Consider the following 21,621-nt stretch of genomic DNA (forward strand, 5'->3'; position numbering starts at 1 on the left):
GAATCTACGGGGGTAGCTTGGTAAATAAGAGAAACCTCTGCTGGCAAAAAAATACACTAGCAAGTATGCTCTGTTCCCAAGAATCTCCCACTTCAAACAACCCGTAAGGGTGTTAAGTGGTGAGTAGTTCAATGTCATTTGGTTAATATATTACTTTCTCATTGGAGAGAAGAAAGAAAAAGAAGTAAATTGAATTTTTTTACCTGCATACATACTATATATCTATATCCAACTAAGCGCATTCGATAGTTGTATAAGAAAATTAACAATAAACAAAAGGCATTGCTCAAGCAATGCCTCTTTTGCATTATATTATTTAATACCAATTAGCGTATTATTTAAATTACTAATTCAATGATTGTTGCCTTGTGGTTTTATAATTAATATCAACTTTATTATTCAAAAGTAGATAAGAATTCTTCTACTGATTCTGGCGTTTTTGCGTTCGCACTATGTAAATGACCAATTTTTTCACCGTTTTTATATACTAATAAACTTGGAATACCCATTACTTGTTGTTCACTAGCGATTTCTGGAAACTCATCGCGATCCATTGTGTACCAAGTAAATGAAGGATGTTCTTCGATTACCTCTCCAATAAATGCATCTAAACGTGTACAATCAGGACACCAAGTTGCAAAGAATTTAACGACTACTGGCTTTTCACTATTTATAACTTCTTCATATTTTTTTACATCTACTAATTTTTCCATAATTGCCTCCTAAGCTTTTATAGCTATATTTTGTATCATATTTAGTAGTATTTCAATTATTTTAGCTTAATAATGCATTTTTTAATTTATTCATTTAAAAAGGATACAAATGTTCGTATGTTGATGTAAAATATAATTAAATAAAAGCTGTAGTTTCGATACAAGAAAACGGCCAATAAAATTAATGAGGTGTATTAAATGAAGTTTATTCATACTGCAGATTGGCACCTTGGTAAAATTGTACATGGTGTACATATGACAGAAGACCAACGATCTATTTTAGATGAATTTATATCAATAATTAAAGAAGAAAAGCCGGATGCAGTAGTAATTGCAGGTGATTTATATGATAAAAGTGTTTCTCCGACTGAAGCAATTGAACTATTAAATGATGTGTTCCATAAGATTGTCATTGAGTGCAATACGCCGATTCTTGCTATTGCTGGAAATCATGATAGTGCTGAACGAATTGAATTTGGTAGTCGTTTTATGGAAAAAGAAGGTATTTATTTAGTTGGGAAATTTCAAACTCCTTTTAAGAAAGTGATTTTGAATGATGCTGAAGGTGAAGTGCATTTTTATTTAATTCCTTATGCAGAGCCGAGTATTGTTCGCTATATATTACAGAACGACGATATCCATTCGCATGATGATGCAATGAGAGCAATCATTAATAAAATTAGAGATGAAGAATTAGACACGTCTGTCCGTAATGTTTTTGTTGGACATGCATTCGTAACGAATAATGGTGAGCCTTCAGATGAAGAGACTGAGGGAGAGCGTACACTTTCGATTGGTGGGGCTGAATATGTATCTCATCATAATTTCAAGCATTTTAATTATACTGCTTTAGGGCATTTGCATCGCGCGCATTATGTAGGCAATAAATCAATTCGATACTCAGGTTCTCCTCTAAAATATTCTTTATCAGAAGAAAATCATAAAAAAGGTTGTTTCATTGTTGAAATACAAGGTAATGGCGAGTTAACTGTTGAAAAGAGAGAGTTTCATCCAATTCGAGATTTAAGATCAATTGAAGGAACAATTGAGGAAATAAGACAACATCAAGTAAATAATGACTATGTGTTTGTAAAATTAACTGATGATCATATGGTTGTACAACCGATGGAGCAAATTAGAACCGTTTATCCAAACGCAATGCATGTTAGTCGAAAGCGTTCAGCATTACAATTAGATAACAAAAATCAATTAAGTTTAGTAGATAAACAATCAAAAAATCAACTTGAACTGTTTCAAGCATTTTATAAAGAAATGAAAAATGAAGATTTAAAAATTGAAGATGAACAATTTATGAAAGAAATAATTCATGGGGTTTTTGTAAGGGAGGAATAGAATTGAAGCCATTAAAAGTAGTACTTCATGCATTTGGACCTTACAAAGATAAGGTGAATGTTGACTTTAGTAAATTAAATGAAAAAGGCTTATTTGCGATTACTGGTCCAACTGGTGCAGGTAAAACAACGATTTTTGATGGAATCTGTTTTGCTTTATTTGGAGAAGCGAGCGGTGAAAATAGAAATGATCAAGCTTTACTTCGAAGCCACTTTGCAGATGATGACCTATATACAAGTGTAGAACTGACTTTTGAATTAAAAGGGAATCATTACAATATTTTTAGGCAAAAAGGGCATCAGAAAAAGCAAAATAAAGGAATAACTGGCGACAAAATAGAGTTTTATAAAATTGAAAATGAGGAAAAGGTACCATATTGCCAAGAATTTAATAAAACTTCTATTGTAAATAAAAAAGTTGAAGAGTTATTAGGAATTAATGCCGATCAATTTAAACAAATCGTATTACTTCCTCAAGGTGAATTTAGAAAATTATTAGTATCCGATACGAAAGAAAAAGAAGAAATTTTACGTAAGATTTTCAGAACTGAATTATATGAAAAAGTAGCTGAAGATTTGAATTCAGATAGAAAAAATAAGGAAAGTCACTTTAATAATTTAAAACAAAAAATAATGATTAAATTAGAAGTGATTGAAAAAATCTTAAGTGAAAAAGGCATTCAACTAGCTGACGATTCTCAAATTAACCTGCATTTAGTAAATGATATTTTGACTGAACATATTTCAAGTATGATAGAAGATTTAAAAAGACTTGAAGAAACAGAAAAACTTCAAAAATCACAATTAGAGGTTCATCAACAAAAATTATTCTCAGCACAAACGCATAATAAAAACATTGATCGCTTGCGTGAAATCATTGAATTATTAGCGTTGTTGAAAGACCAAGAGTTAGAAATTGAAGATAAAAAAGTGAAAATAAAATTAGCTACAAATGCTGAGAAAGTATTGCCTGTAAAAACTGAACTTGAAAAGCTAAATAATGCACTTCAAGTTACGAATGATAAATTGTTAGTTGAAATTGAAAGTTTAAAAGGAACACTTTCGAAAATTGAACAAATTTCAGCAGAAGTAGAAACTCTTCCTGAAGAACATAAAAAATTAGTAAGTTTTGAAAGCCAATTAAGTAATTTAGTAGCTCTAAAAGATGATATTAATCAATTTCAAAATCTAAAAATTGAGTTCGATCATAAGTCGAAAAATCTAATCAAAGCTGAAAGAGAAGAACAATCATTACAAATTGAATTAAAAAAAGAAACCGAAGAATTAAACAAATTAAAAATGAGTTTAATTGACCTAGAAGGAATCCATGAAGAGTGGGCTAAAATTTCCTTATTAAGTAAAGAAATTTCACAAAAAGGCGGAGCTGCAAAACGGATCGTGTTTGCAAAAAGAGACTTAGAGCAAAAAGTAATTGACTATCGTAATAAAGAAGTCGAGCATAGTAAATTTAAAAATGAATTAGACCGAATTGAACATGAAATGATTCAACAAAAGGCTGCTTTTCTAGCGAAAGATTTAAAAGATCAAGAGCAGTGTCCGGTATGTGGAAGCACTCATCATCCTTCTCTTGCTAAATTTAACGGGACAGTAAACGAAGAAGATGTAGAAAAGCTGAAACAACAAGTGAATGCACTTCAGACTGAACTTGCTACAATCCAAGGTGGCATTCGAAGCATTGAAAACACCGTGATAAGGGATGAAGAGGCCTTTTTAGAAGAGTATGGTCGATTTGACTTTTCAAATGAAGGTTTAAAAGGTCTAGTAAAAGAGTTTAATGATAATGAAACAATACTAAAAGAGCTTACAGAGAAAAAGGCTACATTTGAACAAGTTAATAAATTAATAAAAATAAAAGAACAATTAGTTAGTGAGTTAATGATAAAAGTTACTGAGAAATCAGAAGTAATGAATAAGCTGACTAATGAAATAAATGAATTAAAATTAGTTGTTGTTCAAATTGAATCGAGATTACCTGAACAGCTTAGAACACTTGAGCAATGGCAAACGGAAAAAAATGATTTAGAAAAACAAATTGCTACATTAAAAGCGAAAATCTCCAAAATTGAAGAAGAGCACAAATTCTTAACTGAGCAGAAAACAGTGAAAGAGACAACATGTTCGCATCTTGAAAATGATGTACTAAAAATAAAGCAAGATATTGAAAAAGTTTCGATAACGTATCACGAAAAATTATCTGAGCATCAGTTTAAAATTGAATCAGAGTTTATAAGCGCAATTGATTATATTCAGTATATTGATCAATATCGTAACGATTTATCGACATTCGAAGAGAATCTGCAAAGACTAACTACTGAAAAAGGGTTACTTGAGCAACAAGTGCAATCGAACGAAAAGATAGATGAGAGTGATCTAAGAAGCAAGGTACAAGAAATTACACAAAATATAGATGGAATCGTTAATGAAATGATTCGTATTCAAGAATCAACTAAACGATTAAATCAGTTGAAAGTTGATTTGAATATTTATCAAGAGGAGTTTGTAAAAACCGAAAAAGATTTAGCTGGTTTAACTGATTTATATAAAGTAACAAAAGGCGATAATGATAAAATGATTTCGTTTGAACGATATGTTTTATTGGATTATTTTGAACAAATCATTGAATCAGCAAATATTCGACTCGATCATTTATCAAATGGCCAATTTCAATTACAACGAAAAGATGCAGTTGAAAAAGGAAGAAAACAAAGTGGATTAGGATTAGAAGTTTACGATTCGTATACAGGTTTAGCCAGAGATGTAAAAACATTATCGGGTGGAGAACAGTTTAACGCATCGCTTTGTTTAGCTTTAGGAATGGCAGATATCATTCAAGCACATAAAGGTGGTGTATCGATTGATACGCTGTTTATAGATGAAGGGTTTGGTTCGCTAGATGATGAATTATTGTCAAAAGCAATAGATACACTAATTCAGCTTCAAAAATCAGGTCGTTTAATTGGCGTTATTTCCCATGTGCAAGATGTGAAGGATGCAATGCCAGCAGTAATTGAAGTTCATAAGACGAATAAAGGTTATTCGGAGATCTCAATTTTAATTAAATAATATGAAATGAAGCCGGAAACAAGATGTTTGTTTCCGGTTTATTAATTTTACAAATAAGTTTTATAAAATGAAATATATATGTAATAGGAGACAAGTAATAAAATTGATAGTTAAACTTTGTAAACTAACTGGGTATTGGAGGGATTTAACAATATTTGACATAGTATTGCATATTTAAACAAGAATAGATATAATTATAAAAAATCTAAATATATTAAATTTTCAATATATTCAATCTAATAAAAAGCTAAATTACATATTTAAACTAATTGGGGGTATTTAAATGAAAAAGTTTAAGACACTATCGTTTGCACTTGCAGTTACAACAGCTCTAACTTTAACGGGATGTGGAAAGGATGCCAAAACGAATGGATCAGCGGACAAACCATTAAGAGTTGTTACTGATGCTGCATATGCACCATTTGAATATCTTGAAAATGGAAAAATAGTTGGTTTTGATGTTGATTTTACGAATGCCGTAGCTAAAGAGGCTGGATTGAAAATAAAAATTGTTAATACGGGTTGGGATCCTTTATTTGCTGAAATTGGTGGAAAGACTGCAGACATTGGTATGTCTTCAATCTCAATTGACGCAGATCGTGAGAAAACATATGATTTTACGACTCCATATTTTCTTTCAATTAATAAAATCTTAGTTCCTGAAGGTAGTAGTATTAAATCAGCTGCAGATTTAAAAGGGAAAGTTGTTGCAGTACAAAATGGTACAACAGGCCAAGCAGCAGTTGAAAAAATATTTGGAAAGAACAATAAAAATCTAAAAAAATTCGAAAATAACAATTTAGCAATTTTAGAACTTCTTAACCACGGAGCTGATGCTGTAGTTGCTGATAATGGGGTACTTGAAGCTTATGCAAAAAATAACCCTGATAAAAAGTTAGTAGTTATTGATGATAAAAATAGTTTTGAACCTGAATACTATGGCTTATTACTTCAAGATGGAAGTAAATTAAAAGGTAAACTAGATAAAGCGATTAAGGAAGTCGTAAACAATGGAACTTATGAAGAAATTTATAAAAAGCATTTTGGATCAGAGCCAGATCTTGCGACATTAAAAGCAGAAGAAAATAAATAGTAAATTAAAAATTGCGTAACGCAAAATTTGTGTTACGCAATTTTATCTAAATGGGGGAAAAGAAATGGGATTTGATTTTGGCATTATAAAAGAGTACATACCGTTTTTCCTTAAAGGAACTGCATTAACAATTGGTTTATCTTTTGCAGGGATCTTCTTTGGTACAATAATTGGATTATTTATTGGATTAGGTAAAATGCTAAATAATAAATGGTTAGCACTTCCATTTAAATGGTATATCAATTTCTTTAGAGGTACACCCTTATTTGTACAAATTTTGCTTATACATTTCGGTGTAGTTCCGTATTTCATAGGTGAGACAAATGCAATTGCAGCTTCAATCATCGCACTTTCATTAAATGCAGCAGCGTATATTGCTGAAATTTTCCGCGCTGGAATTCAATCAATCGATAAAGGGCAAATGGAGGCTTCACGCTCGCTTGGAATGACACATGGACAAGCAATGAGAAATGTTATTTTGCCTCAAGCTGTTAAACGTATGATTCCTCCACTTGGAAATGAATTTATCGTATTAATTAAAGAATCTTCAATAGCAGCCATCATTGCAGCACCTGAAATTATGTATTGGAGTAGAGCTATGCAAGGGCAATATTATAAAGTTTGGGAGCCTTACTTTTCAGCCGCTGCTATCTATCTAGTACTGACATTGTCATTAAGCTTTGTATTAAATCGTATCGAAAGAAGGTTGACAACAGGATGATTAAAGTAGAAAAACTAAAAAAATCATTTGGTTCGCTTGAAGTATTAAAGGATATCAACATTACAATTCAACCACGAGAAGTATGCGTTGTGATTGGTCCTTCTGGTTCGGGAAAATCAACCTTTCTGCGATGTTTAAATATGTTAGAAACAATTACTGCGGGAAAAGTATTTATCGAGAATGTCGATCTTACAGATAAAAAGACTAATATAAATAAAGTTCGTACCGAAGTAGGTATGGTATTTCAACATTTTAATTTATTCCCACATTTAACAGTTTTAGAAAATATTATTCTAGCTCCTAAAAAGGTTAGAAATAAACCGAATGATATTGCTAGAACAAAAGCATTAGAACTACTAAAAAAGGTCGGTCTTTCAGATAAGGCAAATGTATATCCTGACTCTCTATCTGGTGGTCAAAAGCAACGTGTAGCAATTGCGAGAGCGCTGGCGATGGAACCTAAAATTATGTTGTTTGACGAACCAACATCTGCCCTTGACCCTGAAATGGTCGGAGAAGTATTAGAAGTTATGAAGCAATTAGCTAGAGAAGGAATGACAATGGTCATTGTAACGCACGAAATGGGCTTTGCACGAGAAGTTGGTGACCGCGTAATTTTTATGGATCAAGGTTATATTGTTGAAGAAAACGATCCAGGTCAAATATTTGACTTTCCAAAGCATGAACGTACGAAAAGCTTTTTAAGTAAAGTATTATAAGGAAGGTAGAAAGTAACTTGTAAACGCCGGAGATACCTAGTGGGTATATTTCGGCGTTTTTTAATGTGAAGTCGCTTTATCAATCATTTTTATAGAAAAGTGATTAAATTCTATCAAGTTTTTAACCGATTACGTAATAATTAAAGCTAGTTTGCTAGTTTGGCTTTTGAAAAGAGTCTATTTTTAGCCATAATACCATTACCGGTAGGTGTAAATCATCCGTTTATTTACACTTATTGATGTTTTAATTGCAGGTATACTAGTTTTATTTGCGATTCTCTAATTTTAATTGCAGTTCTGACTATTTTATTTGCGATTTTAGACATTTAATTGCAGTTAGTACTTTATTTGCAACGAATCCATATTTATTTGCGATCATGAACTACATATTTGCCGTTCTGACAAACTTATTTGCACTACTCACAAGCTTTATGCAGATGAGTCCTCTGCATTTTAATTTTCAATTCCACAAATTTGTTTTCCATTTGATAGACTTATAGGTCACCCTCAATGTAATAGTAAATTTCTAAGGTCTTTCTTTTTATTGTTTTCGAAATATTATGTTAAAATTTAAGTAGCAAAAATAAAGGAGTAGAGAACGATGAACAGTCAAAAAATATTAGTAACTAGCAGAATCCAACATAAGCTTAAAGACATTATTGATTCATACAATCTAACAAAGGAATTCCGTTTTTTACCGGAAGATGAAGTAACGAAAGAGGATTATGAGTGGGCTGATACATATGTTGGTTTTCGTCCGACGCCAAATTTTGAGTTTGGAAACATCAAATGGGTACATTCATTAGCTGCGGGTGTTGATAGTTTTATGAAAATAAACTGGAAAAATGATGTGCTCTTAACAAGAACTATTGACGTTTTTGGTCCAAAGATGAGCCAATATTGTTTAAGTTACATACTCCAGGATTCACAATTACACGAACAATTTTCGAGTTTACAGTCTGAAAATAAGTGGGAATTTCACATACCGAAATCATTAGAGGATCAAAAAGTAGTCATTTATGGTACAGGTGAAATTGGAGGATACATCGGAAAGGTTTTATCAAACCTAGGCATGAAGGTGTTTGGTGTCTCGATGAGTGGGAACGAAAAGCCATACTTCGAAAAAATAGTACCATTCGTAGAAGCATCCACAATTTTAGACAATGCGGATTGGATTGTAAGTGTTCTTCCATCAACAAATGAAACGAAAAATATATTAAATATGGATACGTTTAAACATTTAAACAATGTAGGATTCATAAATGTTGGTAGAGGAGCAACTGTATGTGAAGATTCTTTAAAAGAAGCTTTGAAAAGTGGAAAAATAAGAAAAGCTATTTTAGACGTTTTTGCGGTTGAGCCACTTCCAGCAGATTCAGAATTATGGCAAATGCCTAATGTTAAAATAACACCACATATTTCAGCGGTTACTTTACCAAATGATGGAGTTAAGTGTTTTGTGGACACACTTTCAAAATTAGAAAATAATGAACAATTAAGAAATATAGTTAAGATTGACAAAGGTTATTAATCATATCTAAAACTAGCCCATCATTTAATGGTTAAATTTTTCATTTTTTTCATAAACATGGTAGGATATAACATGTAAGAAATTGATGATAAAAGGAGCAAATTTAACAATGGCAATTATTGACGTTTCAATCGTACCAATTGGCACTGAAACACCTAGTGTGAGTGCTTATGTAGCAAATATACATAAAGTTTTAGAAAAGTATGAAGGTGAAGTTAAATACCAACTTACACCTATGAATACAATTATTGAAGGTGAATTACCAGTATTATTAAAAGTTGTTCAAGAGATGCATGAGGTTCCATTTGCAAATGGAATTTCAAGAGTTGCAACGACAATTCGAATTGATGATCGTCGTGACAAGAAGAGCACAATGGAAGGTAAATTAGCTTCTGTTAAAGCAAAACTTGAACAAAACTAATTATGTCTGGATGAAGTGACTAGGTCTTATGACTTTTAGTCACTTTTTTTATCAGGATGAAAATAATCGTGTGATTATTTTGAATATTTTATTGAAATTCCATAATTTAGTTGATAAACTAAACTAAATAGTCAGTTTAAATAAATTTAGAGAGTAAAGGAATGTGTTCAATGCCAAAAGTCTCAGATGATTACAAAGAACGCAAAAGAGAGAGTCTTCTTGAAAGTGCATTAAAATGTTTTGGAGAAAAGGGATATCATACGACAACAATGGATGATATTGTTGCATATTCTAAAACGAGTAAAGGGTTAATTTATAATTACTTTAAAAGTAAGGAAGAGCTGTATCTAACTTTGATGCAAGAAAGAACAGTTCAAACATTTGAAAAAATTAATCAACGATTTCAAAATATTAGTTCGCCAAAAGATAAGTTGAAAGAGCTATTTCTAATGTATAGTGAAATTACTTTAACGGAAATATGGCGTAATATGATTAGAGTACAATTGGAGTTTTGGATTAATTCGGCTAGGCATGAAAACTTACAAGCGATCATGATTGAAAGATATAAAAATCAATATCGCTTATTTTTAAGTGAAATTATTAAACAAGGAATAGCATCAGGTGAATTTAAGAATAATATCGATCCTGATATTATTTCAAGTTTGTTTTGGGCTAATGTTGATGGCATCTGTTTGCATTACTCGGTTGTAGAAGATGATGAAATCTACAAGGCGCAATTTAAAGCAATTGAAGAAATGATTATGTCTTATATTTTAATTAGTAAATAAATTTTAGGTAGTGAAGGTCAATACTTTCCTACCTAAAAAAAATTCTGAAATTTTTTTATGTTAAAAATAAAGCAAACAACATACACTATTCATACAATAAAATAAACTTAATAGTCAGTTTTGATTTGAAGGGAGGAATAACAATGAATTCAGTCCAAATTAGACTTATTTACTTGTCTATGTTTTGCTAAAGTAATTTGTTATTTAATTTTGGTAGATTGAAGGGATTATTGTGGGAAAGAAGGTTTACTTTTTATATACAAAAGCATTCTCAGATATAGGTAGTATGATGGAATTGGTTATCATGAATGCAGTAATCTATTCGATGACGAAAAGCACAACATGGCTAGCAGCAGTTCTAGCACTCCGTGTTTGTGGCGGGATTTTAACAAGTTTATTCTCTGGCGTAATTGCAGATCGATATAATCGAAGAAAGCTAATGATATTCAGTGATATTACTAGAGGTATTAGTATCTTATTTTTATGTATTTTTCCTTCGCCTACTATGATTGCGATTGCAGCGTTTGTTATAGGTGCATTGGGAAGCTTTTTTTCAGTCAGCTTTAGTGCTGATTTACCACAAATATTTGGTGAAGAAAATATTTTAAAAATTAATGCATTTATTTCTCGGCTTGCTGCAATTAGCATGGTTATTGGATTTTTAGGATCAGCTTTCTTATCAACTGTAGTAAATTATCGAGTGATTATTGGAATTGATGCTATTTCATATTTCATGTCGGCTTTTGTTTTAATCTTTTATAAATGGGAAAATACGGTTAAAAATAATGGAAATAAACATTGGCGACAGTTGTTTGATGATTTAAAAGAAGTGAAAACTTACGTACTGGTCAAACCATTATTATTATTAGTGTTCATGGTCTTTTTGTTTCAAACATTTTCAGCCAGTTCTCATAATGTTGGAGTACCAATATTAGCAGAAAAAATAAGTTCAGAACATGCAACATTTTATCAAGGATTAATTTGGGGAACCTGGGGTATTGGAGGAATCATTTCGACTTGGTTAATCCCAAAAGTATCATGGTTAAAACAGCATTATTTATTTATGTATTACGGAGCATCAGTGTTAACATCATTAGGATTCATTTTATTTTTATCTAATCAAATTTTATGGATTGTATTCTTATTTGCATTTTTCACAGGCTTTTTTGATAATGCAGCCGGAACTTACTTTTCAACAATGATTCAAAAAACTGAAAATTCAATAAGAGGAAGAATCTTCGGTGTAGCAAATTTATTAAATAGAGTGGGTTTTACAATTGGTTTTGTAGCGGCATCACCATTATTATCATTTATAACTATGCCACATCTAGTCTGGCTGTTTCATGGAAGCTTAATCATAATGATTATGTCTGTAACCGGTTACTTACTAATTAAGAGAAAAATCAATTTTAACTATGATTCTATTCAAAATACTGAAAATGAAATTATGGTTTCTAAATAATAATAGACAAGGGACGTGACTGCATGGAAACAAATTTGAAAAATAGTATAGAACTAGAGAAAATAAATTTTTTCAGATGTAGCGAAGTGGATATTGATTTAGCATTTCAAGCATTTTCAATTGGCTTTTCAGATTACATGGTTAAATTTGAGTACTCAAAGGAACAATTTGTTAATGTGTTTTTCGGAGCAGAAGGGAACAAACTTGAGCACTCGTTTGTAGCTATTCATGAAAATGAAGCTGTTGGAGTTATATTAGGTGGTATTAAAACCTATGAAAATATTAAAACTATGCGATGCGGGACATTGGCAATTAGTCCAGATTATAGAGGAGTAGGTGTCAGTCAGAAGTTAATTGAACTTCACAAAGAAGAAGCAGAGAAAAATGGATGTAAACAACTTTTCCTTGAAGTAATTGTTGGAAATGATCGCGCGATTAATTTCTATAAAAAACTAGGATATGAAAAAATCTATGATCTTTCTTATTTCTCAAAATCTGATTTAACTAACTTGCAACAATTACAAAGCCAAGCAAATGCAGAGATCCATAAAGTCGATTTTCATCATTTTAAGGAAACGTTTAATAAATGGGATTTCCATATAAACTGGCAAAATGATATTGATTATTTAGAAAAACTAACTAATTTTAGCTACTATTTAGCAAAAGTTAACAATGAAAACATAGGAGCGTTGGCTATAAATGCAAATGGCAGAATAAGTTTCCTAATGGTAGATAAAGCATACCGTCATCAAAAAATAGCAACTAACTTATTACAATATGCAGCTACTGAACTAAATTTAAAAGCGATTTCAACATCAATCCCAAATAATAATAGCTTAGAAGGATTTATGAATAAATTAGAATTTAAGAGAGAAAAAATAGCTCAATATGAGATGTATAAATTAATTTAGACTAGGATTAACAAAATTCGGTTCAGTGGTGAAACAATAAATAAAGTATAGTTTGGAGATGCAATTCGCATCTCTATTTTTGTTGTGGTATTTATAAAATTCTTATTTGACAAAATGGCTACATATTATAGGTGCGATATAACTTTTTGTTAAAATAGAGCTAATATATCCATTAATGAGAGGAGAATATTTAAGTGGATCTTGATGATCGAAAAGAAAAGATTAAATTACTTCAAATGAAAAATAAGAGAAATAACAAAATTAAAGAATTGATATCTAAAGACATTCATCTAACATTTAGTTCTTTCGTAGATCCTGAATATTCTAGAAAATTACTTATTAATTTTTACAACGAAATAGATAAGTTAGGTGAAAATAAAGAAGAATTCAAGTTTGACCATAGTTACTCTAAAGCAGTTAAAGAACTTGATTTGTTATATAAGAAAATTCCCACCCATCTTCTAGAAATGGAAGTAATTTTATTTCATTTGAATTACCGTGAAACAGGCGCAATCAGTTTAAGGTTAAAAGATATTTTTAGTGATATTAATTGGATTGTTAACTTTAGCGGGTATTCTAAGGGTGATTTTGATTTTGTAGTATTTGAATCTACATTTAAATTAGGAATTTGTATTGAAAGGTTCGAATATTGGGATATATTTACTAGCTGGGGTTTCTCAAGCATGCTTTAAGTAAATTAAAATCATATCAAATTAAGCAAGTTACATCTCATTTTTGTACTTATGCCTATATACTTGACCTTGCTCCTAAATGAGCTAAACTCCGTACAATAGTTAGTATGGAGGTGATACAAAATGTATGATTATCGTCATCAAATTGAGCAACCTTATTACCAATATTCACAAGTGCAGCAAAATGAGGATGAAAGATTTTTCCCATTCTTCTTCCCATTTTTATTTGGAGCAGCGGCATTTGGACCTTGGGGATGGGGAAGACCGTGGGGTTACTATCGTCCATGGGGCGGATATGGCCCATGTTGTGGAAGACCTTGGTAAACTAAAAAACAATAAAAGCCACATTTTTTATGTGGCTTTTTTCTTTTTATTTTATAATGATTTTGATTATAAAAGGAATCAGTAAAGAAGCTAAAATTGCACTTAATGTCATTGCTATTGAACTGATTGCTTGATGTAACTTCCCGTATTCTGCGGCTTTAGCAGTACCAACACCATGAGATGCAATACCATATGATAGTCCAATTGAAACTGGGTGGTCTATTTTGAGCTTTGATAGAATAAATGGGCCAAACATCGTACCAGATATACCTGCAATCATTACATATACAACAGTTAAAGACGGAATGCCACCAATCATTGAAGTAATCCCCATAGCTAGTGGGGTAGTAACTGATTTTGCAGCTAAAGAAAGGATAATGACTTTTTTTACTCCGAGCCACAATGATAAGTAGACACCTGATAATAATCCAACGACTGTTCCAGCGAATACACTAATAAACACAGACATACCGTATTTCTTTAAAGTTGCTCGGTGTTCAAATAATGGATAGGCAAAGGAAACAACTGCAGGTCCTAAAAGCAAATTAATCCATTTACCACCAAGCATGTACGATTCATAAGTAATATGAAGTTTTAGAAGAAGTAAGATAATAACTGTAGTTGAGGTTACAATCGGAATTAATAGCGGAAAAGTAAATTTAGCGTACATTTTTTTAGCCAGGATATAACATAAAATGGTTAATAGAATAAATAGCAAACTCTTAAAGTCCTTCATTCGTATCCCTCCCAATCACTAGATCTTCCGTTTGCTTTTTACGGGTTCTCGTTGAAAGATACGAACTAATATAAGCTGAAGTACTAAATACAACTGCAGTACTGACTAATACAATAATAATAGAGATGAATCCATGTAAGTTTAAGATGGAAGGATATCTCATGATTCCTACTGTTGCTGGAATAAATAAAAGAGTTAAGTGCTTACTTAGAAAATTGCTTCCATTTTGTATCCATTTTTCATTAAAAAAAGGAATAAATAGTATACCGAATAGTAAAAACATACCAATAATACTTCCAGGAATCATTAAATGAAAGTATTTCTGTATTAAATTTCCGATAAAAAATAATAAGTATAAAAAACTTATTTGAACAATCAATTGTACAAATTTCATGATCAACATCCTTTGAATCTTACTAACTATGTGATTATTAATCTACATATTGTACAACAAATTGTGGCGAAAATGTGAATTTTTTTCGTTATTATAAAAATGCATCTTTTATTAAAAAAGTTTATAATAGAATTATCATAAAAACAGAGGAAGTTAAATAATATGAATTCATTTGTAGCGTTTGATTTTGAAACAGCAAATTACAATCGCCATAGCATTTGCGCTGCCGGTTTTGTATTTGTTGAAGATGGAGTAATTGTTGATCAAGTTTATTCCCTTATTAATCCTGAAGAAGATTTTTATTCTATGAATATTTCTGTGCACGGAATTAGACCAAGAGATGTTCAGGATGCACCTCTTTTCCCGGAATTTTATGAAACAATTAAAAGTAAAATTGAAGGGAAAACACTGGTAGCACATAATTTACCGTTTGATGGTTATGCATTAAAAGATAATTTATCAAGATATGGAGTACCTTCAGCTTTAAACAATTTATTATGTTCACTTCAGCTTGCTAAAAAGGTATTGCCTAAACAATCCCGTTACTCATTAGATACTTTGTCAAACCAGTTCGGTATTTTATTAGATCACCATCACCATGCATTAGCAGATGCAGAAGCATGTGCAAAAATATTTCTACATTTAACGAAGAAATATGAAATCTCATCTTTTGAAGAGTTATATGATAAAACTTCAATTTACCATGGACAAATTCATCAGTTTGACTATCGTTCATCTTTAGTAAAACCAAAACCGAAACGTAAATTGGAGAAAAAAGTATGAAATTAATATCATGGAATGTAAATGGAATTCGAGCATGTGTACAAAAAGGTTTTTTAGATTATTTTAATGAACAAAATGCAGATATTTTTTGTATTCAAGAAACGAAGTGTCAAGAAGATCAAATAGCATTGGAATTAGATGGTTATTATCAATATTGGCATTCGGCAGTTAGAAAAGGTTATTCAGGAACTGCAATTTTTACGAAACATCAACCATTAAATGTAAGCTTTGGATTTAATGGAAAGGAAGAAGATGTAGAAGGTAGAGTATTAACTTTAGAGTTTGAAAAATTTTATATGGTAAATGTTTATACGCCTAATTCGCAACGAGACTTGGCAAGATTACCAATCAGATTAGAATGGGAAGATGAGTTTAAACATTATTTAACGAAACTTGATGAGCAAAAACCAGTCATTTTATGTGGAGACTTGAATGTTGCACATAATGAAATTGATTTGGCAAATCCAAAATCTAATCGTAAAAATTCGGGCTTTACTGAAGAAGAACGTGGGAAAATGACCGTTTTATTAGAGAATGGATTTACAGATAGTTTTCGATTTTTAAATCCAACTAAAGAAGGTTCTTATAGTTGGTGGTCTTATATGGCAAAAGTGCGTGAGCGAAATATTGGATGGCGTATTGATTATTTTATTATTTCAAATCGACTTCAAACTGAATTAATTAACTCAGAAATACACGCCGAAATAATGGGCAGTGACCATTGTCCGATTATGTTGACGATGAAGGATTCGATTATTTAATTTGAGAAGAAAGTTCTTAGTATTTAGAGCTTTCTTTTTTACTTTTAGGCAATTATTATGTCAACAGGAGTTACTGGTGCGTAAACTAACGTTAGGACAAATTATATAGAAATTTAGTAAAATAATAAAAATGTTTTGGAAAGGATGGCTCCAATGAGTTTAAAGTGGCTACAATGGGCACAGCAAATCCAAGCAATTTCTCAAGCAGGATTGGCCTTTACGAAAGATCCTTTTGATAAAGAAAGATATGTAGAATTAAGAAACATTAGTGCGGATATTTTGAATCAATACTCTAACTTACAATTCGATGAAATCGAGGAATTATTCGCTAATGAACGAGGTTATCCAACGCCTAAAGTTGATGTTAGAGGTGTGGTTTTTAAAGATGGGAAAATTTTATTAGTAAGAGAAAAAAGTGAGAATAAGTGGTCTTTACCGGGTGGATTTTGTGATGTAGGCTTATCAGCTTCTGAAAATGTCGTAAAAGAAATTTTTGAGGAATCTGGTTATATAGTAGAAGTGAAGAAGCTACTAGCAGTTTTAGATATGACCAAACATGCTCATCCGCCTCAGTTATATCACTATTACAAACTATTTATCCAATGTGAAATTGTAGGTGGGAATTCTACTACTGGTATAGAAACGAGTGGAATTGATTTTTTTGATGTAAGTGAATTACCGGAGCTTTCACTAAGCCGTAACACCGCTGCTCAAATCGAGTTAATGTATGAATACTATCAAAATCCTTTAAAAGAAACATGGTTTGATTAAATACTAGATAGATAAATATTGCGAATGACAAAAAATTTAGAGTTGCTGTTGCAGCTCGCTTTGTTTTTATGAATGATTATTTGCTTTTTTTAGATTAATGGGAAGATTAATACATAAATTAGTAAAACTACTTGAAAACGTGCGATAAGGAGAAATTACTTGAAAATAAATACAATGAATTATGAACAGTTAGAAGATGAACTAGTAAAAGAGCGTATCGCGACATGCATCATCTATCAAAATGGTGAAATTAAGTATAAATATTATAAAAATACGAAAAGTGAAACTAAATTATTTAAGGTTAATTCAGTGACTAAGAGCGTTTTATCTATGTTAATAGGAATTGCAATTGATAAAGGTTTTATTGAAAGTGTAAAGACACCAATTTCAGAATTCTTCCCAAATATAGAACCAAACAAAAAGGAGCTCACAATTGAACATTTTCTAACAATGACAGCGGGGTATGACTGGCAAGAATGGGGAGAATGGGGTGGTAGACCAGTCCCTATGATTAATAGTGAAGACTGGGTACAATACGTTTTAGAGAAAGAAATGGTCAATAGTCCGGGGGAAAAAATGATTTATGACTCTGGAGCTTCACAAGTAATTAGTGCAATTATTCAAATTGTAACGAAAGAAAAATTAGCTTATTTCGCAAATAAAATGATATTTGAACCATTAGAAATAACTGAATTTATTTGGCATGAGGATTCAAACGGAATTAATATCGGTGGGTTTGGTTTAAGTTTAAAACCGAATGACATGCTAAAACTTGGAATCTTAATGCTTCAAAATGGAAAATGGAATAATAAACAGATTATTTCTAGTGATTGGGTATCACAGTCTACAAAAGCGAAATTTCATACATATCATCATGTAGGTTCATATGCATATCATTGGTGGGTAGCTGAAAATGATGAGCCAAAAACAGTTGATTCTTCTATTTATTTTGCTATGGGATATGGAGGCCAATGTATCATTATTTCACCAAAGCAACAATTGGTTGCTGTTTTTACGAGTGCAAAATATATTGAAACAAATGTCCCATTAAAAATTTTCCAAAAGTATTTTCAATCATCATAAATTAAGGAGCTCTTGTCCAGCTTCGTATTTATTTCCCCTAAATTGATCCATTCCTATTCTCTACACAATTATTTGTAGGATTTTTTTATTTGAGAATAGGATTTTATTGAAAAATGTCGAATTAAGTAATAATGAGTCATACAACTTTTTGATAATAGCTCCAGAAGGGACGAGATTGATGTTTTTAGTGACAGAAGACTTCAAAACATTTATTAAGAAATATCCAATAACAACTGTTATGGTTGGCATATGTTCTATATTAGTAATCATTACGACATTTACAGGAGGATATACAATTCAAAATATCATCGATTTAGGTGGATATGAGCACGAATTAGTTGAGCAAGGTGAAATTTGGCGACTTTTTACATATGCGTTTATGCATGGCAGCTACGCACATTTTTTTATGAATATGACTTTTATGATTATATTAGGCAGACCACTTGAAAGAGCATTAGGCTCTGTAAAGTTTTTACTTTTTTATTTAACAGTCGTCATTATGACGGGTCTTATTATTAATTTTTTCTATACGCCAAATACAGTTGAAACTGGCGCATCTGGCGTTGGATATGCGTTTTTAGGAATGTATTTATTTATTACTTTATTTCGAAAAAACATGCTATTTTCAGATGATCGCAAGTTTGTCATTACTTTTTTAGGAATTGGATTACTTTCTTCATTAATCATTCCATCGACAAGTCTAACTGGTCACTTAGCAGGATTGATTATTGGTTTTATAATAACGCCTTTCGTGTTAACTAAAGCCTCAAGTTTTCAAAATTCAGTCAATGTATAATTTACATATAAAATTACTTATAAAACAAACCTAGTTCAGTTGAGCTAGGTTTGTTTTTGTTTGAAAATTAGTTAAGAGTTAACGTTAATTCAATTATTATTTCCAAATTTTAAAGGTTGAGAATAGTATACCTCGACGCTAAAATAAGGTTGAGGTTACTATTTCGAAATAACAACTAAGTGAAATGTAAATAAGAAAGGTGTTGTGAATGCAAAAAAACTGGGGAAGACAGAAGAAAATATCGTTTTACGCAGTTTTTTATTATCTCTTGTTCAGTACTATTTGGATTTTTTTATCGGATTCGTTAATTGAACATTACATGGGCAGAATTGATTCTAGCGTTGCAATATTAAAAGGTTTAATTTATATCATCATTACTGCAATGTTTTTTTATTACATCCTAATTAAAAAAAATAAAGAGGATAGTTCTGTAGAGGACCGTTATCGTATGTTTGTTGAGAATTCGTCTGATATTTTAGTCATTGTAGATCTTACAGGCGTAATTGAATATACTTCACCTTCAGTTCATCAACTATTAGGATATGAGCAATCAGAATATGAAGGGAAATCAATCTTTGAATTTTTAGAAGAAGATGTCTCATTAATGAAAGAAGAGTTTCATAATCGGAAAACATTTAAAGATACGTCGCAGTTTAAAGTGAGATTTGAACATAAAAATGGTTATAAAGTCGTTTTAGAAAGCAAATGCATTCCGATCGTAGATGATCAAGGTGAAGTTCAGTGGTTAATGTATTTTGCACAAGATATTACATTACAAACTCAATCTGAACGAAAACTGATGGAAAGTGAAGAACGTTATCAAAAATTAGTTAAATATTCTCCAGAAACTACTTTAATTTATGGGCTAGATGGAAAAATACTTTATATCAATAGTGCAGGATTAAAATTAGTTGGTGCAAACAACATAAACCAAGTAGTCGGAAAATATGTTTTTGAGTTTTTAACAAAAGAATCGATAGAAACTGCGCAAAAAGATATAGAAAAAGTAATAGCTGGAGAAATCATTAAGAATGAATATAGTTTATTCAAACAAGATGGGACAATTATATTTACAGAAGCCTTATCATATTTAACAGTTTTCCAAGGTATAGATGCTTTACAAGTCGTAGCAAGAGATATTACAGAGCGAAAAAGAACTGCTGAAAAGCTTGAATATCTTGCATATTACGATCAATTAACTGGTATAGGGAATCAAAATGCATTATACAAGCAAATTGATATTGCCTTGAGGGAAAGTAACGAATTAAATCAAAGTATGTCAATTATGTTTATGGACCTTGATCGTTTTAAAAATATTAATGATACGTTCGGTCATAGCTTTGGTGATAAAATGCTTCAAAAAGTAACGGAAAGATTAAAGCTTTCAGTTGGTAATCATTGTGAATTATTCCGTTTTGACGGAGATAGCTTTGTCATTATATTAAAAAACTCAGATAGTAAAAAACCTAGAGAATTAGTAAAAAAGATTCACGAATCGTTTTCGAAATCATTAATGATTGATGAACGCAATATACATGTTACCTTCAGTATTGGTATTAGTATGTATCCAGTCGATGGAGAAACCGTAGAAGTTTTATTTCAAAATGCAGATACGGCAATGAATACAGTAAAAGAAACTGGTAAAAATGGTTATAATTTTTACTCAGAACAGGTTAAGTTAGCAAATGACAGAAAAATGGAACTTGAAATTGGGATTCGTAAAGCTTTAGAAAATGATGAATTTAGTATACACTACCAACCACAAATCGATCTCGAATCTAATCAAATCATTGGTTTAGAAGCACTAATTAGATGGCAGCATCCTAAATATGGTTTTATTCCGCCAATTGAGTTTATACCAGTTGCGGAAGAAACAGGTCTAATTAACTTATTAGGCAAATGGGTTTTAAAAACAGCGTGCCATCAATTTAAGAACTGGTTAAATGAAGGGATTCCACTTAAAAGTATTGCAGTCAATGTGTCTGGTGTACAGTTTAGAGATAAAGAGTTTGTCGATATTGTTAACCAAACTTTAATCGAATCAAACCTTGAACCAAGCTATCTTGACTTAGAAATTACAGAAAGTGTCACTCAAGAAATTATAGAAGCTACTAAAATTATGAACGAGCTAAAAGCTTTAGGGATTAGATTATCAATAGATGACTTTGGTACTGGTTATTCATCTTTTAGTTATTTACAACAATTTCCATTTGATAAGTTAAAAATTGATAAAGCATTTATTGATGAAATTAATGCATCTTCGAATTCAGTAGCAATTGTTAGCGCGATTATTGATTTAGGCAATAAGCTTGGATATGACATGGTTGCTGAAGGTGTTGAAACTGAAACTCAAGTTGAATTTTTACAAATTCAAAATTGTAAATATGCACAAGGATATTATTATAGTAAACCTTTACCTGTGGAAGATTTAGATAAGAAGTTTCATGACCAACTAAAAAACTAAGGTTTAACGGGAGTGGAGGATT

Annotated in this window: 21 protein-coding genes; 18 read left to right on the forward strand and 3 right to left on the reverse strand. The window is 31.2% G+C overall.

Annotated features, from left to right (window positions below):
* Window positions 1-395 precede the first annotated feature (395 nt).
* Entirely contained in the window at window positions 396-713 is a 318-nt protein-coding gene (locus tag CN601_RS20395; RefSeq protein ID WP_098117844.1) for a thioredoxin family protein, read from the reverse strand.
* 198 nt (window positions 714-911) lie between these two features.
* Between CN601_RS20395 and CN601_RS20400 the strand changes: the two genes are divergently transcribed.
* From CN601_RS20400 to CN601_RS27050, 12 genes are all read left to right on the forward strand, one after another.
* Window positions 912-2,066, forward strand: a complete 1,155-nt coding sequence (locus tag CN601_RS20400) for an exonuclease SbcCD subunit D (protein ID WP_098172163.1) — start codon at window positions 912-914, stop codon at window positions 2,064-2,066.
* A gap of 2 nt (window positions 2,067-2,068) precedes the next feature.
* A complete protein-coding gene (locus CN601_RS20405) occupies window positions 2,069-5,149 on the forward strand; it encodes an AAA family ATPase (RefSeq protein ID WP_098172164.1) in 3,081 nt (1,026 codons plus the stop codon).
* 283 nt (window positions 5,150-5,432) lie between these two features.
* Window positions 5,433-6,242, forward strand: a complete 810-nt coding sequence (locus CN601_RS20410) for a basic amino acid ABC transporter substrate-binding protein (protein ID WP_098117839.1) — start codon at window positions 5,433-5,435, stop codon at window positions 6,240-6,242.
* 64 nt (window positions 6,243-6,306) lie between these two features.
* Entirely contained in the window at window positions 6,307-6,963 is a 657-nt protein-coding gene (locus CN601_RS20415) for an amino acid ABC transporter permease (RefSeq protein ID WP_098117837.1), read from the forward strand.
* A complete protein-coding gene (locus tag CN601_RS20420; protein WP_098117836.1) occupies window positions 6,960-7,682 on the forward strand; it encodes an amino acid ABC transporter ATP-binding protein in 723 nt (240 codons plus the stop codon). The genes CN601_RS20415 and CN601_RS20420 overlap by 4 nt, the downstream gene beginning before the upstream one ends.
* Window positions 7,683-8,283: 601 nt before the next feature.
* The gene (locus tag CN601_RS20425; RefSeq protein WP_098172165.1) at window positions 8,284-9,213 is read left to right on the forward strand and encodes a D-2-hydroxyacid dehydrogenase; all 930 of its coding nucleotides are present in this window, start codon (window positions 8,284-8,286) and stop codon (window positions 9,211-9,213) included.
* A 109-nt stretch (window positions 9,214-9,322) separates the two neighbouring features.
* The gene (locus tag CN601_RS20430; protein WP_098117833.1) at window positions 9,323-9,634 is read left to right on the forward strand and encodes an MTH1187 family thiamine-binding protein; all 312 of its coding nucleotides are present in this window, start codon (window positions 9,323-9,325) and stop codon (window positions 9,632-9,634) included.
* A 170-nt stretch (window positions 9,635-9,804) separates the two neighbouring features.
* Window positions 9,805-10,422, forward strand: a complete 618-nt coding sequence (locus CN601_RS20435; RefSeq protein WP_179865630.1) for a TetR/AcrR family transcriptional regulator — start codon at window positions 9,805-9,807, stop codon at window positions 10,420-10,422.
* Between the two features lie 232 nt (window positions 10,423-10,654).
* The gene (locus tag CN601_RS20440; protein WP_098117829.1) at window positions 10,655-11,884 is read left to right on the forward strand and encodes an MFS transporter; all 1,230 of its coding nucleotides are present in this window, start codon (window positions 10,655-10,657) and stop codon (window positions 11,882-11,884) included.
* Between the two features lie 23 nt (window positions 11,885-11,907).
* Entirely contained in the window at window positions 11,908-12,795 is an 888-nt protein-coding gene (locus CN601_RS20445) for a GNAT family N-acetyltransferase (protein ID WP_098172167.1), read from the forward strand.
* 194 nt (window positions 12,796-12,989) lie between these two features.
* A complete protein-coding gene (locus CN601_RS20450; protein WP_098172168.1) occupies window positions 12,990-13,487 on the forward strand; it encodes a YxiF family protein in 498 nt (165 codons plus the stop codon).
* Window positions 13,488-13,610: 123 nt separating this feature from the next.
* The gene (locus CN601_RS27050) at window positions 13,611-13,811 is read left to right on the forward strand and encodes a hypothetical protein (protein ID WP_098117822.1); all 201 of its coding nucleotides are present in this window, start codon (window positions 13,611-13,613) and stop codon (window positions 13,809-13,811) included.
* 46 nt (window positions 13,812-13,857) lie between these two features.
* Here CN601_RS27050 and CN601_RS20460 read toward each other — a convergent pair whose 3' ends face one another.
* Both CN601_RS20460 and CN601_RS20465 read right to left on the reverse strand, forming a co-directional pair.
* Window positions 13,858-14,547 (reverse strand): LrgB family protein, encoded by a 690-nt coding sequence (locus CN601_RS20460; protein ID WP_098117821.1) that lies wholly within the window; start codon window positions 14,545-14,547, stop codon window positions 13,858-13,860.
* Window positions 14,534-14,941, reverse strand: a complete 408-nt coding sequence (locus tag CN601_RS20465; RefSeq protein ID WP_179865631.1) for a CidA/LrgA family protein — start codon at window positions 14,939-14,941, stop codon at window positions 14,534-14,536. Before CN601_RS20465 ends, CN601_RS20460 begins: the two co-directional genes overlap by 14 nt.
* 162 nt (window positions 14,942-15,103) lie before the next feature.
* Here CN601_RS20465 and CN601_RS20470 point away from each other — a divergent pair, with 162 nt between their 5' ends.
* From CN601_RS20470 to CN601_RS20495, 6 genes are all read left to right on the forward strand, one after another.
* On the forward strand, window positions 15,104-15,724 hold the full coding sequence (locus CN601_RS20470) for a 3'-5' exonuclease (RefSeq protein WP_098172169.1): 621 nt from the start codon (window positions 15,104-15,106) through the stop codon (window positions 15,722-15,724).
* Complete coding sequence (locus CN601_RS20475) at window positions 15,721-16,485, forward strand: exodeoxyribonuclease III (RefSeq protein WP_098117818.1); 765 nt, start codon at window positions 15,721-15,723, stop codon at window positions 16,483-16,485. Before CN601_RS20470 ends, CN601_RS20475 begins: the two co-directional genes overlap by 4 nt.
* A 153-nt stretch (window positions 16,486-16,638) precedes the next feature.
* Window positions 16,639-17,256 (forward strand): NUDIX hydrolase, encoded by a 618-nt coding sequence (locus CN601_RS20480; protein ID WP_098172170.1) that lies wholly within the window; start codon window positions 16,639-16,641, stop codon window positions 17,254-17,256.
* A gap of 159 nt (window positions 17,257-17,415) precedes the next feature.
* Window positions 17,416-18,339, forward strand: a complete 924-nt coding sequence (locus CN601_RS20485; protein ID WP_098172171.1) for a serine hydrolase domain-containing protein — start codon at window positions 17,416-17,418, stop codon at window positions 18,337-18,339.
* A 178-nt stretch (window positions 18,340-18,517) separates the two neighbouring features.
* A complete protein-coding gene (locus CN601_RS20490; protein WP_098172172.1) occupies window positions 18,518-19,135 on the forward strand; it encodes a rhomboid family intramembrane serine protease in 618 nt (205 codons plus the stop codon).
* Between the two features lie 208 nt (window positions 19,136-19,343).
* The gene (locus CN601_RS20495; RefSeq protein WP_098172173.1) at window positions 19,344-21,599 is read left to right on the forward strand and encodes a sensor domain-containing protein; all 2,256 of its coding nucleotides are present in this window, start codon (window positions 19,344-19,346) and stop codon (window positions 21,597-21,599) included.
* Window positions 21,600-21,621 lie beyond the last annotated feature (22 nt).

Source organism: Bacillus sp. AFS017336 (assembly GCF_002555445.1).
Classification (GTDB): Bacteria; Bacillota; Bacilli; order Bacillales; family Bacillaceae_G; genus Gottfriedia.

Excerpts from the sequence above, each read along its gene's own strand:
- CN601_RS20400 (WP_098172163.1), top strand. The coding sequence starts at position 912 with ATGAAGTTTATTCATACTGCAGATTGGCACCTTGGTAAAATTGTACAT.
- CN601_RS20430 (WP_098117833.1), top strand. The coding sequence starts at position 9,323 with ATGGCAATTATTGACGTTTCAATCGTACCAATTGGCACTGAAACACCT.
- CN601_RS20495 (WP_098172173.1), top strand. The coding sequence starts at position 19,344 with ATGCAAAAAAACTGGGGAAGACAGAAGAAAATATCGTTTTACGCAGTT.
- CN601_RS20465 (WP_179865631.1), bottom strand. The coding sequence starts at position 14,941 with ATGAAATTTGTACAATTGATTGTTCAAATAAGTTTTTTATACTTATTA.
- CN601_RS20435 (WP_179865630.1), top strand. The coding sequence starts at position 9,805 with ATGCCAAAAGTCTCAGATGATTACAAAGAACGCAAAAGAGAGAGTCTT.
- CN601_RS20415 (WP_098117837.1), top strand. The coding sequence starts at position 6,307 with ATGGGATTTGATTTTGGCATTATAAAAGAGTACATACCGTTTTTCCTT.
- CN601_RS20470 (WP_098172169.1), top strand. The coding sequence starts at position 15,104 with ATGAATTCATTTGTAGCGTTTGATTTTGAAACAGCAAATTACAATCGC.
- CN601_RS20425 (WP_098172165.1), top strand. The coding sequence starts at position 8,284 with ATGAACAGTCAAAAAATATTAGTAACTAGCAGAATCCAACATAAGCTT.
- CN601_RS20420 (WP_098117836.1), top strand. The coding sequence starts at position 6,960 with ATGATTAAAGTAGAAAAACTAAAAAAATCATTTGGTTCGCTTGAAGTA.
- CN601_RS20490 (WP_098172172.1), top strand. The coding sequence starts at position 18,518 with ATGTTTTTAGTGACAGAAGACTTCAAAACATTTATTAAGAAATATCCA.
- CN601_RS20410 (WP_098117839.1), top strand. The coding sequence starts at position 5,433 with ATGAAAAAGTTTAAGACACTATCGTTTGCACTTGCAGTTACAACAGCT.
- CN601_RS20395 (WP_098117844.1), bottom strand. The coding sequence starts at position 713 with ATGGAAAAATTAGTAGATGTAAAAAAATATGAAGAAGTTATAAATAGT.
- CN601_RS20460 (WP_098117821.1), bottom strand. The coding sequence starts at position 14,547 with ATGAAGGACTTTAAGAGTTTGCTATTTATTCTATTAACCATTTTATGT.
- CN601_RS20445 (WP_098172167.1), top strand. The coding sequence starts at position 11,908 with ATGGAAACAAATTTGAAAAATAGTATAGAACTAGAGAAAATAAATTTT.
- CN601_RS20480 (WP_098172170.1), top strand. The coding sequence starts at position 16,639 with ATGAGTTTAAAGTGGCTACAATGGGCACAGCAAATCCAAGCAATTTCT.
- CN601_RS20475 (WP_098117818.1), top strand. The coding sequence starts at position 15,721 with ATGAAATTAATATCATGGAATGTAAATGGAATTCGAGCATGTGTACAA.
- CN601_RS27050 (WP_098117822.1), top strand. The coding sequence starts at position 13,611 with ATGTATGATTATCGTCATCAAATTGAGCAACCTTATTACCAATATTCA.